This window comes from Curtobacterium sp. PhB146 (assembly GCF_004342995.1).
Classification (GTDB): Bacteria; Actinomycetota; Actinomycetes; order Actinomycetales; family Microbacteriaceae; genus Curtobacterium.
In genome coordinates this window covers 1,473,417-1,489,418 of sequence record NZ_SMBN01000001.1, presented here as the reverse complement: position 1 = coordinate 1,489,418, position 16,002 = coordinate 1,473,417, and the positions used below count along the sequence as shown (strand labels likewise).

15 protein-coding genes are annotated in these 16,002 nt (G+C 71.7%); 4 read left to right on the top strand and 11 right to left on the bottom strand.

Features of this window, described 5'->3' with window-relative positions; genetic code table 11:
- Positions 1–41 precede the first annotated feature (41 nt).
- The 9 genes from EDF33_RS07200 to EDF33_RS07160 all read right to left on the bottom strand — a co-directional run bounded on the left by EDF33_RS07200 (position 42) and on the right by EDF33_RS07160 (position 10,138).
- On the bottom strand, positions 42–890 hold the full coding sequence (locus tag EDF33_RS07200) for an ABC transporter permease (protein WP_123294045.1): 849 nt from the start codon (positions 888–890) through the stop codon (positions 42–44).
- Positions 887–1,888 (bottom strand): ATP-binding cassette domain-containing protein, encoded by a 1,002-nt coding sequence (locus EDF33_RS07195; RefSeq protein WP_132099619.1) that lies wholly within the window; start codon positions 1,886–1,888, stop codon positions 887–889. Before EDF33_RS07195 ends, EDF33_RS07200 begins: the two co-directional genes overlap by 4 nt.
- A gap of 61 nt (positions 1,889–1,949) precedes the next feature.
- Entirely contained in the window at positions 1,950–2,771 is an 822-nt protein-coding gene (locus EDF33_RS07190) for a hypothetical protein (protein WP_243692381.1), read from the bottom strand.
- Positions 2,772–3,201: 430 nt separating this feature from the next.
- Positions 3,202–4,800, bottom strand: coding sequence for an inositol monophosphatase family protein (locus EDF33_RS07185; protein ID WP_132099618.1), 1,599 nt, complete (start codon positions 4,798–4,800; stop codon positions 3,202–3,204).
- On the bottom strand, positions 4,797–5,873 hold the full coding sequence (locus tag EDF33_RS07180) for an ABC transporter ATP-binding protein (RefSeq protein ID WP_243692380.1): 1,077 nt from the start codon (positions 5,871–5,873) through the stop codon (positions 4,797–4,799). The genes EDF33_RS07185 and EDF33_RS07180 overlap by 4 nt, the downstream gene beginning before the upstream one ends.
- A gap of 26 nt (positions 5,874–5,899) precedes the next feature.
- A complete protein-coding gene (locus tag EDF33_RS07175; protein WP_132099616.1) occupies positions 5,900–6,712 on the bottom strand; it encodes an ABC transporter permease subunit in 813 nt (270 codons plus the stop codon).
- On the bottom strand, positions 6,709–7,749 hold the full coding sequence (locus tag EDF33_RS07170) for an ABC transporter permease subunit (protein ID WP_123294050.1): 1,041 nt from the start codon (positions 7,747–7,749) through the stop codon (positions 6,709–6,711). The genes EDF33_RS07175 and EDF33_RS07170 overlap by 4 nt, the downstream gene beginning before the upstream one ends.
- Positions 7,746–8,903 carry an extracellular solute-binding protein gene (locus tag EDF33_RS07165; RefSeq protein WP_131878411.1) on the bottom strand — a complete coding sequence of 386 codons (1,158 nt, stop codon included), beginning with the start codon at positions 8,901–8,903 and terminating at the stop codon, positions 7,746–7,748. The genes EDF33_RS07170 and EDF33_RS07165 overlap by 4 nt, the downstream gene beginning before the upstream one ends.
- 284 nt (positions 8,904–9,187) lie before the next feature.
- Complete coding sequence (locus EDF33_RS07160) at positions 9,188–10,138, bottom strand: hypothetical protein (protein WP_131878409.1); 951 nt, start codon at positions 10,136–10,138, stop codon at positions 9,188–9,190.
- 121 nt (positions 10,139–10,259) lie between these two features.
- Between EDF33_RS07160 and EDF33_RS20380 the strand changes: the two genes are divergently transcribed.
- Positions 10,260–10,682, top strand: coding sequence for a DUF3054 domain-containing protein (locus tag EDF33_RS20380; protein WP_235035981.1), 423 nt, complete (start codon positions 10,260–10,262; stop codon positions 10,680–10,682).
- Positions 10,679–11,692 carry a LacI family DNA-binding transcriptional regulator gene (locus EDF33_RS07150; protein WP_131878405.1) on the top strand — a complete coding sequence of 338 codons (1,014 nt, stop codon included), beginning with the start codon at positions 10,679–10,681 and terminating at the stop codon, positions 11,690–11,692. The genes EDF33_RS20380 and EDF33_RS07150 overlap by 4 nt, the downstream gene beginning before the upstream one ends.
- Positions 11,693–11,800: 108 nt before the next feature.
- Here EDF33_RS07150 and EDF33_RS07145 read toward each other — a convergent pair whose 3' ends face one another.
- Positions 11,801–12,454, bottom strand: a complete 654-nt coding sequence (locus EDF33_RS07145) for a spermidine/putrescine ABC transporter substrate-binding protein (protein ID WP_123294054.1) — start codon at positions 12,452–12,454, stop codon at positions 11,801–11,803.
- A 71-nt stretch (positions 12,455–12,525) separates the two neighbouring features.
- Entirely contained in the window at positions 12,526–13,470 is a 945-nt protein-coding gene (locus tag EDF33_RS07140; RefSeq protein ID WP_132099613.1) for a DUF3097 domain-containing protein, read from the bottom strand.
- Positions 13,471–13,548: 78 nt separating this feature from the next.
- Here EDF33_RS07140 and EDF33_RS07135 point away from each other — a divergent pair, with 78 nt between their 5' ends.
- Both EDF33_RS07135 and EDF33_RS07130 read left to right on the top strand, forming a co-directional pair.
- Positions 13,549–14,598 (top strand): alcohol dehydrogenase catalytic domain-containing protein, encoded by a 1,050-nt coding sequence (locus EDF33_RS07135; RefSeq protein ID WP_132099612.1) that lies wholly within the window; start codon positions 13,549–13,551, stop codon positions 14,596–14,598.
- Between the two features lie 137 nt (positions 14,599–14,735).
- Entirely contained in the window at positions 14,736–15,977 is a 1,242-nt protein-coding gene (locus tag EDF33_RS07130; RefSeq protein WP_123294056.1) for an ROK family transcriptional regulator, read from the top strand.
- The last annotated feature ends 25 nt before the right edge of the window (positions 15,978–16,002 follow it).

Here is a 16,002-nt window from a genome sequence, read left to right as displayed (position 1 = left end):
GGGCTGTGGATAGTGCAGTCTTGTTCACTGCCCCGACGGTCTCACTTCGCGCTGATGCGGGTGTACTTGTTCACGGCCCACGGCACGAACACGACGAGCATCACGGCGATCCCGATCAGCACCGTCACGATCGGGTGCTGCATCGTCCAGATGTCCGGCACCGGCGCCGACCCGACGTTGCCGAACAGCTCGCGGGCCGCCTGCACGAGCGACGACACCGGGTTCCACTCCGCGAACACCCGCAGCACCAGGGGCAGCGTGTCGCTCGGCACGAAGGCGTTCGAGATGAACGTCAGCGGGAACAGGATCATGAACGAGGCGTTGTTGATGACCTCCGGCGTCTTGACGCTCATGCCGAGCAGCGCCATCACCCAGCTGAACGCGTAGCTGAACAGCAGCAGCAGGGCGATGCCGGCCAGGAACTCGAGCGGCGACGAGTTCACCCGCCACCCGACGGCCAGCCCGGTGAGCATCATGATCGCCATCGAGATCGAGTTGAGCACGAGGTCGGAGTTGGTCCGGCCGACGAGCACCGCGGACGCCGACATCGGCAGCGTGCGGAACCGGTCGATCAGGCCTTCCTTCAGGTCCTGCGCCATCGCCGAGCCCGAGAACGTGGCCCCGAAGACGACGGTCTGCGCGAAGATCCCCGCCATCAGGAACTGCGTGTAGTCGGTGCCCTCGACCGCGATCGCGCCGCCGTAGACCTGGCTGAAGAGCAGGACGAACATGATGGGCTGCAGCACGGCGAACACGAGCATGTCCGGCGACCGCTTGATCTTGATGAGGTTCCGCTTGGTGACGGTCCAGCCGTCCTCGAACCAGATGGCGACCGGCGAGGTGACGACGACGGGCAGTTGCCGACCCGGCGCGATGGTGGTGGCGGTCATCGGGCCGTCTCCTTCTGCTTGGTGGCGGCGGCTTCGTCGGCCTCGTCCTCCGTCGCGGCGTGGCCGGTGAGCCGCAGGAACACGTCGTCGAGGGTCGGTCGGCGCATGCCCGCGTCGTGCAGCTCGATGCCGGCGTCGCCGAGGTCGGCGAGCACCCGTTGCAGCGCGGTGGGGCCGGCCTCGACCGCGATGGCGTGGGTGCGGCCGTCGCCAGAGGCCTCGACGTCGCCGACGCCGTAGCGCCGCAGGACGGTCGTCACGGCGTCACCGTCGGTCTCGTCCACCAGGGTCACGACGACCCGGTGGCCGCCGACCTGCGCCTTGAGGTGGTCAGCGGTGCCCTCGGCGATGACCCGGCCGTCGTCGATGACCGCGATGTCGTCGGCGAGCCGGTCGGCTTCTTCGAGGTACTGCGTGGTGAGCAGGACCGTGGCACCCTCGTCCACCAGGTCCTCGATGATGCCCCAGAGCGCCAGCCGACTGCGGGGGTCGAGGCCCGTGGTCGGCTCGTCGAGGAACAGCACGCGTGGGTTCATCACGAGGGCCCCGGCGAGGTCGATCCGTCGCCGCATGCCACCGGAGAAGCCCTTCACCGGGCGGTCCCCGGCCTCGGCCAGGTCGAACACGTCGATGAGCTCACGGGCACGCTCCCGCGACGTCTTCCGGCCCAGGTGGTAGAGCCGCCCGATCATCTCGAGGTTCTCGAAGCCGGTCAGGTTCTCGTCGACCGCGGCGTACTGCCCGGACACCCCGATGGACCGCCGGGTGGCCTGGGGGTCGGCGATCACGTCGATGCCGTCGATCGTGGCCGTCCCGGAGTCCGGGGTGATGAGGGTGGTGAGCACCTTCACGGTCGTGGTCTTGCCGGCGCCGTTCGGCCCGAGCAGCGCCTTCACGGTGCCCTGCGGCACGGACAGGTCGAGTCCGGCCAGTGCGTGCACCGGCCCGGACTTCGACCGGTAGGTCTTGGTCAGCCCGGAGGCTTCGATGATGGCCATGTCGCTCCCTTGTCGACCACGGAGAATATCAGTGGGTCGGTGGGAACTCGTGACCGGTCACTCAGATGCCGAAGTCACCACCGAAGTCACTGGAGCCACCGCCGAAGTCGGATCCGCTGTCGCCCCAGCCCGCACTCTCGAACCCGCCGCCGTCGGACGCGCCACCATCGGACGCACCGCCGTCACCGGAGTCGGCTCCAGTGTCCTCCGAACCACCGTCACCCGCAGCGTCAGTACCGCCATCGAACGATCCGGGGTCCGGCAGGAAGGCGCTCATGATCGCCGAACCGATGACGTAGCCGGCCACGGTGCCGAGGATCGAGGCACCGATCATGCTGCCGAACGACGGTCCGCCGCGCTGCCCACCGAGGCGGCCACCACCGCCGACGCCACCGAGCGAGCGCTCCATGAAGCCCGGTTGGCGGATCTCGGACCGCGTCGCCGACTGCGCGAGCGAGCGGGGGTCGTCGCCGCGCGGGGCCTCACCGGGAGGCGCCGTACGGGTGAACTCGTCGTAGACCATGCGGCGCTGTTCGTCGGTCAGTTTCGCGAACGCCTCGGCATGGACCTCTTCGATGCGCTCGGGCGGCGCCGTGCGGAGCAGGTAGCGGTACCGCTCCACCGCGCGCTCGTCGTCGGTCGTCGCGCCCTGCTGCTGCGCGGGTGCACCGCCCCACTGCGGTACGCCGTACTGACCGCCCTGCTGCTGCTCGGCCGGCACCCCCGTCGGCGCGGGCTGGTGGTACGACTGCTGGCCGTACCGGTAGCCCTGCTGCTGCGGTTGCTGCGGCTGCCCCCACTGGTTCTGCTGCGCGTCGTACTGCTGCGCGTCACCGGTGCGGTCGCGGTCCGGACGTCCGAGCAGGCGGTCGAGGAATCCCATGGTCGATGCTCCTTCGGGTGCACGGGTGATCCGGTCGGACCGCCCGTGGCCTGCCACCCTATGGAGCGCGGTCGGCCGCTGACTGAGCGCCCGCTCAGAGTCAGCCGTGCGCCGCCGCGCCCGCGAGCGCACCGTGCGCACCTGCACGACCCGTGCCGGGTCGGCAGCACCGTGCGCGCTTACCGCGCCGCACCCAGCGGCCGACCCCGCACCAGAACGCGGACCCCGCACCGTGCGCACCACCCACCCGACGGGAGGCCCGTACCCGACCCGCCCCGCGCCTCCAGTCCGCACCGTGCGCACCTGCACGACCCGTGCCGGGTCGGCAGCACCGTGCGCGCCTACAGCACCGCACCCAGCGGCCAACCCCGCACCAGAACGCGGACCCCGCATCGTGCGCCGGCCACACCTGCCGCGCGCACGCGCCGGCTCAGCCCGCCGCCGCGCCCGCGGCGAGCGCGGCCGTCCACACCGCGTGCAGCTCGTCGGCGGCCCCGGGGTGCGCCACCAGGAACGGCTCCCCCACGGGCGGGAAGCCCTCGACCGGACCGGAGCGGGTCAGCACGATCCCGCCGGCCTCGTGCACGAGCAGCACGGCGGCCCCGTGGTCGACCGGGTTGAACGCCGACACGCACCCGCCGATCCCCCGGCCGGCCGCCACCTGCGCGATGGTCAGCGTGCCGGAGCCCTGCACCCGCAGTGTGCACGACCGGTCGGCCAGGGCGTCGAGGAACGCACCGAACCCGGGCCACGGCCGGTGTCCGTCGAGCTCGGTGCCGACGACCGCACCGGCGAGCGGTCGCGGGGTGTCGTCCAGCTGCAGCGGACGGTCGCGCAGGGTGGCACCGCGTCCGCGCCGCGCCTCGAGGACCTCGCCCCGCCACGGGTCGGCCACGACGCCGACGAGCGGCCGGCCACCGCGGGTCAGGCAGAGCGACATCGACGTCCAGGGCACGCCGTTCGCCAGGTTCGTGGTGCCGTCGACGGGGTCGAGGTACCAGCGGTGCCGGTCGCCGGGGGCGACGCCGTACTCCTCGCCGGTGAAGCCGTGGGTCGGGAACGCCATCCGGACGCGGGACCGGACGTGCTGTTCGACCAGTCGGTCCACGTCGGTGACGAGGTCTGCGGGGTTCGCCTTGCTCCGCACCTCGCTGACGGGGTGCTCGCGGGTGAAGGCGATGACCTCGTGTGCGATGCGGTGTGCCAGGGCCTGGGCGCGCGAGGCGACCTCGGTCTCGGTCGGTTCGCGGTCCCGTTCCGGCCAGCCGTCCCGCTCCGCCGACGACAGCGCGGCGCCGATCGCACCGACGTCGTTCGTGGTGATCGAGTCGACGCCGAGCCGTGCCGCCCAGAGCGCCGGTTCGGCCTCGTCGACGGTCCACACGGCGACCCGCAGCTCCAGGGCGTGCGCGGCCTCGATCGTGCGCGGGGTGAGGAACGCGATGTCGAGGTTCAGGGTGGACGGGGTCAACGCCTCCAGGTCGGCCGGAGTGGGCGGGTCGAGCGACTCCCACGCGAGCCAGACGTCGGCGTCGGGCAGCACCGAGCGGACCGCCGCCATGGCCGCAGGCGCTCCGCACCACGCCACGGTGGTGGACGCTGTGGACCCCGCGACGGTCCGGGCAGCGACGAGTCCGTCGGCCGCGTCCGTCAGGTCGACGAGCAGCACCGAGTGGCAGCCGTCGAGCCGTTCGAGGGCGGCGTCGAGCCGCGGGATCCGGTCGAGGCCGTTGCCGAGCCGGGCGACGTCGCACCAGGCGACGTCGGACACCCGGCGGGCGTCACCCCACATCCGGCCGAGGGTCTCGTCGTGCAGCAGGACGGCGACGTCGTCGGCCGTGCGACGGACGTCGACCTCGATGACCTCGGCGCCGAGCGCCTCGGCGACCGCGATGGCGGGCAGGGTGTTCTCGCGCCGGACCCGCGGCGAACCGCGGTGGGCGACGAGCCGTGGCGGACGCAGGCCGGGCCTCCCGGTCGGGCTGGTGGCGACCACCTGGTCGGCGGGCGCCGACACCGGGGCGCTCATCGGGTGCCCTCGAGCAGGGCGCCGTCGCGGTACACGAGCACCTCGCCGAGGCGGACCCCGGTCTCGGTGCCGACCGCCGGAGGTGCTCCGGTGACGAACGCGCGGAGCTCGGCGCCGTCGGCGGCCAGCACGACCTCGGCGAAGTGCCCGCGCATCAGCACGCGGGCGACGGTCGCACGGATCGGCGAGTCGTCGGTGAGCACGACCTGCTCGGGTCGGATCAAGACCGTGTCCGCCACGGTGGGGCTGACCGACGTGCCGGCCAGGAACCGGCCGGTGACGGGGCTCGTCGACCCGATGAACGACGCGACGAACCCGGTCGCGGGGCGGGCGTACAGCTCGGTGGGCGTCGCGATCTGCTCGATGCGGCCGTCGTGCATGACCGCGATCCGGTCCGAGATGCTGAGCGCCTCGTCCTGGTCGTGCGTCACGATCACGGTCGTGATGCCGAGACGCTGCTGGATGCGCCGGATCTCGTCGCGGACACTCACCCGGAGCTTCGCGTCGAGGTTCGACAGAGGCTCGTCGAGGAGCAGCACGTCGGGCTCCTGCACGATCGCCCGCGCCAGGGCGACCCGCTGCTGCTCACCGCCCGAGATCGCGGTCGGTTTCGACCCGGCGTGGTGGCTCAGACCGACGAGGTCGAGCGCCTCCCGCACCCGCTCCGCCACCCGCTGCTTCGGCACGCGTCGGGTCCGCAGCGGGAACGCGACGTTCTGCGTCACCGTCATGTGCGGCCACAGTGCGTAGTTCTGGAACACCATCGCGCTCGGCCGACGCTCCGGACCGATCGACGTGACGTCGCGGTCCCCCATCGTCACGACGCCGCCGTCGGCGGGCAGGAACCCCGCCACCATCCGGAGCGTCGTCGTCTTGCCGCACCCGGACGGGCCGAGCAGCGAGACGAGCTCGCCCTTCGCGACGTCGAGGTCGATGCCGGCGACGACGTCGCGTCCGCCGAGCGTCTTGCGCAGTCCGCGGATGCTGAGTCCGCCGGATCGGGTCCGGTCCGTCGTGCTGCCATCGGCCGGGAGGCCCGTGGTGCGTTCCGCGACGAGCGTTGCGTCCGTCATCTGGTCGCCTTTCGTGCTGGTGGTGGTCATCGGATCTGGAAGCCGTCCGCCAGGCGGCCGCCCATGATGTGCTTCCGGGCGAGCAGCAGCAGGACCACGGACGGGATGCTCAACGCGATCGCGAACACGGCCGAGACCTGACGTGGGGAGTTGAGGACGAGCGAGTACACCGCCGTCGGCATCGTCATGTACGTCGGGGCTCCGACCAGGTACGTGCCCTGCGCCTCGTCGAACGACGCGAGGAAGGACATCACCATCGCGACGAGGATCCCCGGCCACGCGATCGGGAACGTCACCCGCCAGAAGGTCCGCCAGCGGCTCGCTCCGGCGTCGCGTGCTGCCTCCTCGAGGGACCGCGGCACGGCCGAGAACGCGGCGGCGGGCAGCCACGTCATGAACACGACGCAGCCCAGGACGTGCACGATCAGGATCCCGGTCACGGTGTTCATGAGGTTCAGCGCGGTGAACATGGCCGACATCGTGACGAAGAGGCCCATCTTCGGGAACGCGTTCGTGGCGAACAGCCCGACCAGGACGAGCCGTCGCCCGGGGAACTCGATGCGGCTGATCGCCCACGCGGCCGGCAGGCAGACCACCGCGGCGATGAGCACGGTCAGCGGGGCGAGGACGAGCGAGTTCTGGACGGCGACCGCCAGGCTCCGGTCCTCGAACACGGTGCCCCACCACTGCAGCGTCCAGCCGTCGGGCAACAGGTTCGGGTACGTCCAGGTCGTGGCGAAGGCACGAGCCGCCAGCCAGAGGAGCGGACCGAGCACGAAGACGGCCAGCACGACGGCGGTCGCCCAGACGAGGGTGTTCCCGGTGAGTCGCTTGATCACGGCTGCTCCTGCTTCTGCTGCTGCTTCCGCAGCTCGCCGGCGTTCGCCCGGACCGTCGAGCGCAGGTAGAACACGCTCGCGGCCGCGGCGAAGGCGAACACGATGAACGCCATCGCCGTCGACTGCTGCGGACGGTTGTAGGCCTGGAAGTACTTCGAGATGTCGACGCCGAGCATCGTCGGGGCGTTCGGACCGGTGAAGTACGGCACCGTGAACGACCCGAGGACCCCGATGACGGTGAACGTCGTCGCGATGACGAGCGGGGTCGCCGCCATCGGCAGGAGCACCTGCCAGACCACCCGCCACGTGCTCGCGCCGGCGTCCTTCGCGGCCTCGACCAGGGCGTCCGGAGTTCCCTGCAGCGCGCCGGCGATCATCAGCACCGCGAACGGCAGGCTCGTCCAGACGCTGCCGAACACCACGGCGACGAGGGTGTAGCCCCACACCGGGACGTCGAGGCCGAACTGGGCACCGAGGCTGCGGAGGAAGCCCTGCGCATCGGTGAACGTCAGGACCGACCAGCTCGCGATGACCACCGGCACGAAGAGCGGGACCACGGCCAGGACGCTGAGGCTCTTGCCGAGGAAACCACCGCGGAGCCGGAGGATCACCGCCACCGCCACGGCGAGCGCCACGGTCAGACCGGTCGACAACGCGGTGACCCCGAGCGTCGCGACGAGGTCGCGCAGGAACGTGGCGTTGCCGAGCAGGGTGCCGTACACCGCGAACGAGAAGCCGCGCACGGTGTCGCCGCCGATGTCCGCGAGTGCCTGGTTCAGGCCGCCGGTGAACCCGAGGCTGAACAGCGCGGCGTTCACCACCGGTACGCCGACGAACAGGACCACGACGAGGACGGGCGCCGCGACGAGGGCGAGGCCCTGCCACCGCCGACGGCGGTCGAGCCGCTCCTGGACGGACAGCCGACCTGCGGGGTCCGCGGTGCCGTGGGAGGGCGACGGGACGGGCGGGAGGCCCGTGGCGGAGTCGCCACGGGCCTCCCGGTCAGTTGCCGGGCCGTCCTGGACGGTCTGGGTCACTGCGGGACCTTCGCGTCCCACGCCGCGTTCATGTCGGCGGCGAAGTCGCTCTGGAACCCGAGGCGGAGCTGCGAGGGGTTCGCGTCGGCGAACTGCTCCGCGACCGACGCCGGCAGGCTGTCGAGCGGGATGACCGGGTAGCCGGAGACGGCGCTCGCGACGAGTTGCTGCCCCTTGGAGCTCAGGACGAAGTCGGCGAGCTGTTCGGCGGCGGCCTTCTTGGCCTTCGGCTCGGTCTTCGGGATGCCGAGGAAGCTCGCGCTGCCGGTGAACGACGGGTCGGTGATCTGGATCGCCTTGACGGTCTTCGGGATCACGCCGGTCTTCTGCGAGGTGATGAACTGGTCGCTCCACACCGGCGCCATCGCGATCTGGCCGCTGCCGAGCAGCTGCACGACCTGGTCGTTGCCGTTCGGGTAGACCCCCTTCTGGTACGTCGAGGGGCCGAGGTCCTTGAGCGCTGCGAAGCCCTTGTCCCACTTCGACTCGAGCGACTTGTCGTACGTCGTCTGCATCGTCGCCTGCTCCTCCGCGGTCAGGTACTTCGCGAGCACCGTGGCGACGAACGAGCCGCCGGAGCCGCCGGACGACGGGGAGTTGTACGCGAACTGACCGGGGTTGGCCTTGATCCAGGCGAGGAGGTCGTCGAGGCTCTCCGGCGGGTCCGTCACCTTGCTCGAGTCGTAGGCGAGCAGGACGCTCGAGGCGCGGTACGGGATCGCGCTGTCGCCGCCCTGCTGCTTCGTGGCCTCGGGGACGTCCTTCAGGTTCGGGATCGTGCTGTCGCTGACCGTGCTGAGCAGTCCGGCCTTGCCCGCGGTGCTGACGAAGCCGGCGTCGACCAGGTCGTACGCGACGGACTTGCCGGCCTTGACCGCGGTGGCCAGGTTCGCCTGGGTCTGCGCGTCGTGCTCGCCGTGCAGGTCGATGCTCGTGCTGACGTGGATCTTCGGGTTCGCCTTCTCGAAGGCGGGGATGAGCGACTTGTCCCAGAGGTCCTGGACGTTCGTGTCGCCGCTGATGAACACGGTGAGGTTCGTGGTGCCGCCGCTCGTGTCCGCGGCGTTCGAGGCGTTGGCGCTCTGGACGCAGCCGGACAGTGCGACGGTCGCGGCCGCCGCGATGGCGAGGCCGGCGAGGACTCGGGTCTTCACGTCGATGATCTCCCTGTTCCGTGGGGTGGGGTCGTCCGGGGTGGGGTGGTGCGGGGTGGGGGGGGTTGTGCGGGTCGTGCGGGGTGGTGTGGCGCGGGCCGTGTGGGAACGTTCCCGCGCCGAGGTCGAGTGTGGCGCTGCCGGGTGAACGCCGGGTGCCGCGGGCGTCGCCGCCGGGTGAACTCCGGGGGCCGCGGCCGGCGCAGCGCCTGCTCTGGTGCGAGGTTGATCACCCCGTGCGCCGCAACAACCTCGCACCGAGTGGCGAACTTCGCACGGCGCGCTCAGCGTCGCATCCGAACGCCTGCCCGCCGCAGCTTCGCGCGCAACGTCGCCTCGTCCCAGAGATCAGCCCATCGCAACCGCACGACGTGCCGGACGCCGGGCAAGGACCGCAGCCGGTCCTCCCGGTACTTCTCGGCGATGACCACGTCCTCCGCCGAACGCCCGTTCCGCATCGTCGGGTCCCGGTACTTCACCTCGCCGTCGAACTCGACCACGACGCCGGCCGAGGGGAACCAGAAGTCCACCACGATGTCCGGTTGCCCGGACGACCGGAAACGGTGCTGCAGGACGGGCTCCTCCGTGCCGAACTGATCGAACCGGGTGCGCGCGATCGACTCACCCGGCGAGTCCGACGCGGAGTCGGCGAAGTCCACCGCACGGAGCGCGCGACGGCGCCCCTTGGGGCCACGTCGCGCGATCGTGTCGCGCACGGCTGCTCGGGGAAGACCCCGACGGAGCAGGTCGTCAAGCGCCACGACGGCGTCCATGAACGGGAGCGTGAGGGCCACGTCGGCAGCGATCCGAACAGGTCCGCTCAGCTGCAGGCCTTCCGGCGTGCTGATCCGGTTCGGGTCTGGTACCGGGTCGAGGTCGGCGTGGACGACGAAGGAAGCATTCGTGGTCCGCCGATCACTCCCGACCGAGGTCACGTGCACTCGATCGGGCGGCGGCGACACCGTCGGCACACCGAGTACGACCGCCGCCGAGACGTGTGAGACGACCTGGTCGGGTCCGATGCGATCGGCGGACGCACCGACGCGGACCAGGTGCTGTTCCGCTGGCCGGAGGGCTGCCCAAGCGGCAGCGTCGACGAACTTCCCTCGCCCGATGCGGACGAGCTCCTGCGCGTCCGCCCGCCTCCTGATCACCTCGGACTCGGCTGGATGGTGCGCCGAGGTCCGGAGGACGGTGACGGCGGGAAGTGGGGCGAGGGCGATCTGACGGTTCACCCCGACGATGGTGATGGTCGGGGAACGGGAGCCGTCGGGACGGCGGCGGATCTGTGGACAAGACGAGGGCGACGCCCGCCTGTGGAGAGGCCGGAGCCGTCCGGGCTGCGAGACTGTCCGGGTGAACACACGCACCTGGGGTTGGCTCGCAGCCGTCATCGACGTCGTCCTCATCGTCGTCTTCGCGCTCATCGGCCGTTCCTCCCACGGCGAGGGCAACACCGCACTGGGGATCTGGACCACCGTCTACCCGTTCCTGGCGGGCTGGGCGATCGGGTACGTGACGAGTGGAGCCTGGGCCCGCCCGCTGCGCTTCTGGCCGACCGGCGTCGTCGTATGGATCCTCACGGTGTTCGTCGGCATGGCGATCCGCGTCGCCACGGGTCAGGGCGACGTCGACGGCAACCCGCTGCCGATCTCCTTCGTCATCGTCGCCACGATCGTGCTCGGGGTGTTCCTGCTCGGTTGGCGCGCGATCGCCCGCGGGGTGCTGCGCTTCACCGCGTCGCGGTCCCGGCAGGACGCCGCCGCGACCGAGGCGTGAACGCCAGCCGCGGGTCCCAGCCGACCATCCTCGACGTCGCCGCACGAGCAGGCGTCTCGAAGTCCGCGGTGAGCCGTGTCCTCTCCGGCACCGGACGGTTCTCCGATGAGACTCGCGAGCGGGTCGAGCGCGCCGCAGCCGAGCTCGGGTACGTCGCCAACGCCATGGCACGCGGGCTCGTCAGCGGTCGGACGCACACCATCGGCATGCTCGTCCGCGATGCGTCGTCGATGGTCTACACCGCACTGCACGCCGTGATGGAGCGCCGCGCGTCCGAGCTGGGCTACCGCGTCGTCACCACCACGGGTGTCGGCCGTGTCGAGGACGAGAAGTCCGCACTCGCCGCACTCGTGTCGATGCGGGTGGACGGCCTCGTGGTCTGCAGCGGCTTGATGCCGTCGGCCGACATCGCCGAGTTCGCCCCGCGGATCGCCACCGTGGTCGCCGGCCGGCCCGAACTCCACCCGGCACTGTCCAGCGTGTACTGCGACGAGGTGGACGGTGGCGCGACCATCGCCGACACCGTCGCCGACGCCGGCCATAGCACGGTCGCCGTACTCACCGTCCCACTCGACAACGCGATCACGCAGCACGCCCGCTCGACGGCGATGGTCGAACGGCTCCGCGCGCGTGGTGTCCGGGTCATCGACATCGACGCCAGCTTCGTGCGACCACCGGACGACCTCGCCGCCGACCTGGTCGACGCGATGCACGAGTCGGACGTGACCGCGGTGATGTGCCCGACGGACCGGCTCATGCTCGACGTGTGCGAGGCGCTCGCACGCCGCGGTGTCCGGGTCCCGCACGATCTGTCGGTCACCGGGTTCGACGGCGTGTACCCCCTCGCGAGCGACTGGATCGGGTTCACGACGCTCGAGCAGCCGATCGAACGCATCGGCCGCGAGGCGATCGACCTCGTCATCGGCCGGATCGACGACCCGACGCGTGCCGTCGAGCACCGCTCACTCCGGGGCACCGTCGTGCCCGGTCGCACGCTGCTCCCCCGCTGACCGACGGACCGCGCACGGTGCGAGGTTGACCACTCGGTGCAGCGCAACAAGCGCGCACGGCGTGGTCAACCTCGCACCGGGCGAAGCCCGCGCCCGCGCGCGTCGCCGCTAGAACAGCCCGCTGCGCGGCCCCTCGTCCGGACCGTCGAACCCGCGGAACATGTCGGACACGAGCGCCTCGATCTGCGGTTCGACCAGGCGCTCGACCGCCTCGGCGATGCGCGGCCGGTGGTCGATGAGGGCCAGGCACACCGCCGTCCCGGTCGAGCGAGCGCACTCGTCGGACAGCTCGATCTCGTGCCGGAGCGCCGCCTTCGCCTCGTCCGACAGCGGCTCCCGTGGTGTCTGTTCCCCCGCGCCCGTCCCCGCGAGCTCCCCGAGCGTGAAGAGGAACGGCGAACCCGGCGAGGGCTCGGGATCGACGTCGAGGCCCTGGAACTCGGGCGACAGGCCTTCCGCCGGCTGGTACCCGGCGTGCCGCTTCCGCGCCGCGGCCCGCTCGAGCTCCCGCTGCAGCAGCGGCAGGTTCTTGGCGGTGTAGTCGTCGACGGCGTCCTCGACGATGGTCGAGATCCGGCCGATGAGCGCGTGCTGGACGGCGTGCGGGACGTCCTGCCCGAAGCCGGCGGCACTCGCGATCGGGGACCCGGTGCACTTCCGGCAGATGCGGGTGCGCGGGCGGGCGGTGCCGATCTGCCAGCGCGGCAGCCAGCGCAGCCAGACGTCGACAGCGCTGCGCACGCGTCCGTCGATGCCGTCCATCCCTCAACGATACGGAGCGGAGGCGCGGATCACCCGCTCATTCCGCACGCCTGCCCAGAACGGCCGGGTTCTCAGGCCTTCGGTTCCGTCACGAAGTCGATGAGCTCCTCGACACGGCCGAGCAGCTGCGGCTCGAGGTCGGCGAAGGTGCGCACCTGTCCGAGGATCCGCTGCCACGCCCGGGCGATGTCGGCCTGCTCGGCGTTCGGCCACCCGAGCGCCTGGCAGATCCCCTTCTTCCACTCGATCGACCGCGGGATCGTCGGCCAGGCCTGCAGTCCGACGCGGGCGGGCTTCACGGACTGCCAGACGTCGACGAACGGGTGGCCGACGACGAGCACGTGCGCGCCCCACTTGCCGCGCATCACGGCGTCGGCGAACCGGGACTCCTTCGACCCGGGCACCAGGTGGTCGACGAGCACGCCGACGCGACGGTCTCGCGAGGGCTGGAACTCATCGAGCACCGAAGCCAGGTTGTCGACGCCGGAGAGCTCCTCGACGACGACGCCCTCGACGCGCAGGTCGGTTCCCCAGACCTTCTCGACCAGTTCGGCGTCGTGCTTTCCCTCGACCATGATGCGCGAGGGCAGAGCCACCCGGGCACGCTGCGACTCCACCGCGAAGGATCCGGACGCGGTGCGGAGGCGACCACCGTCGGACGCATGCCGCACGGCGGGCGCGGCCCCGGGCCTCCAGTCCGAGTGAACGGAACCCAGCGAACCCGGCGACCCGGCAGCAGCTGCGGCAGACCGGCCGACCGGCGCCTGCGGGCGGCCCAGCGTGACGAGCTCGCCCTCGAGCAGGAACTGCCCGGTGAAGGGGAACGAGCGGGTGCGGCCCTTCCAGTCCTCGAGCGCGATGTTGCCCGCCTCGAGTCCGACGACGGCACCGGCCCACCCGGAGTCCGGGTCCTCGAGCACCATGTCGCGCTCGAGCGGCACCTGCCGCACCTTCTTCACCCCGCGGGAGCGCCAGTCTCCCGAGAGCACGTCCCCGCCGTACCGGTCGTCGTCCACCCGCACGAGGGTACTGTCGACGTCGGCCCGGACGACGTCGACCGCGCCGACACCCACCATCTCGACGGAAGGCCTCCCGTGCGCGCAGCCATCATCCACGCCCCGAACGACATCCGCGTCGAGGAGCGCGACCGCCCCTCGGTGCTCACCCCGACGGACGTCGTCGTCAAGGTCGTCGCCGCGTGCGTGTGCGGCTCGGACCTGTGGCCCTACCGCGGCGTCACGAAGACGAAGGAGCCCCGGCCGATCGGGCACGAACTCGTCGGCGAGGTCGTCGCCGTCGGCGACGCGGTCACCGACCTGCACGAGGGCGACTTCGTGATCTCCCCCTTCACCATGAACGACGGCACCTGCCAGGCCTGCCGCCACGGGATGACCAGCGGCTGCGACCACCTGTCCGGCTTCGGCGGGAAGGACGCGTACGGCGACCCGGTCGGCGGCGCCCAGGCGGAGTACGTCCGCATCCCGGACGCGTCCGCGACGCTGGTCGCGGTGCCCGGCCCCGTCGACCCGGCGCTCGTGCCGTCGCTGCTGACCCTGTCCGACGTCTTCTCCACCGGGCACCACGCCGCGGTGTCGGCGGCGGTCGGTCCGGGCAAGACCGTCGTGGTGGTCGGCGACGGCGCGGTCGGCCTGTCCGCCGTGCTCGCGTCGAAGCGACTCGGCGCCGAGCGCATCATCGCCATGAGCCGGCACGCCGATCGCCAGGCGCTGGCACGCGAGTTCGGCGCGACGGACATCGTGTCCGAGCGCGGCGAGGAGGGCGTCGCGGCGATCCGCGAGCTGCTCGGCGGCGACCTCGCCGACTGCGCGGTGGAGGCCGTGGGCACCGAGGAGAGCATGGACCAGGCGCTGCACTCGGTGCGCGCGGGCGGCAACCTCGGCTTCGTCGGGGTCCCGCACGGCGTGCCGACGATCGGTACGCGCTACCTCTTCGACACGAACATCGCCGTCGCGGGCGGCATGGCGCCGGCACGGAAGTACATCCCGGAGCTGCTGCCCGACGTGCTGTCCGGAGCGATCGACCCCGGGCGCGTGTTCGACCTCGAGCTGCCGCTCGACGAGGCCGCCGAGGCGTACCGGGCGATGGACGAGCGCCGGGCGATCAAGGTGCTGCTGCGGCCGTAGGCGCCGGTCGCTCGCGGGCACCCGGCCGGCGGTCGGCGGGCCTCCGTCGGGGCGGCACGTTTCGCGCAGCAGAACGCGTGTTTCGAATCGGTAAACAAACCTTTCAGTAAAGAAGGTTGTCCGTTACAGTCCTCGACATGACCACACGAGGACGCACCCCCGGCCAGCCCGGTCTGCTGCGCGTCCTGAACGACCGTGCGGCCCTCGAGCTGCTGCTCGACGACGGCCCGCTCACCCGCAACGAGATCGCGCAGCGGACAGGGCTCAGCAAGCCCACCGCCGCCGAGATCATCCGCCGGCTCGAGTCGGCTGCGCTCATCCGCCAGGCCGGCACGGACACCCAGGCCGGGCGTCGCGGGCCGAGCGCCGTCGTGTACGAAGCGATCACCGACCGCGACCTCGGTGTCGCGGTGGACGTCCAGCTCGTCGACGTCCGGTCGACCGTGGTGGACGCCGCCGGTCGCACGTTCCCGGTCGCCACGCACCGGATGTCCGAGGCCGAGGTGCGCTCCCCCGGCGCCGACATCGTCGCCGCCGCGATCTCCCGCGCAGCCGCCGCGGCCGGTGTGGACCCCGAGCTCGTCACCGCCGTCGCCGTGGGTGTGCAGGCGAGTGTCGACCACGCCACCGACACCCTCATCTTCACCGACGGACTGCCCGGCTGGCCTCGTGAGCAGGTCAGCGCGACCCTCTCCGCCGAGCTCGGGGTCCACGTCGTCGTCGAGAACGACGCCAACCTCGCCGCCATCGCCGAACGCAACATGGGGGCCGGTCGAGCACCCGGGTCGTTCGCGCTCTTCTGGATGGCCGAGGGCCTCGGCATGGCCCTCGACCTGCACGGTCACCTGCACACCGGCGCCTCCGGTGCCGCGGGTGAGATCGGCTACCTCAGCGTGCCCGCCGACGCACGCTCCATCGACCCGACGGCCACGATCGTCGCGGACCTCATCTCCGAGTCCGCGATCATCGCCCTGGCCGCCGAGCACGGGATCACGGCACCGGACGGCACCGCAGCCGACTGGCGCCAGGTGCTCCCGCAGCTGCCCGGCCTGCCCGAGCAGCACCCCTTCACCGTCGCCCTCGGCGAGCGCGTCGGGCACAACGTGCTCCCCGCCCTCGCCGTGGCCGATCCCGAGACGGTCGTCCTGCACGGCCCGACCGGGATCGCCGGTGGCCCCGCCCTGGCCGCCGCCGTGACCGCCTGGCTCCGGACCCGCTCGCGCTGGTCCACCGCCGTGGTCGCGCCCGGCGTCCCCGACACCCCCGTCCTGCACGGTGCGCGGCACGTCCTCATCGACGTCGTCCGCACCGCGCTCGCGGACCGGCTCGAGCGCATCAGTGACGATGCCCCGACGCCGGACCCCGTCGAGCGCCCCTGAACGTTCCACCCGCACCACTCGAGGC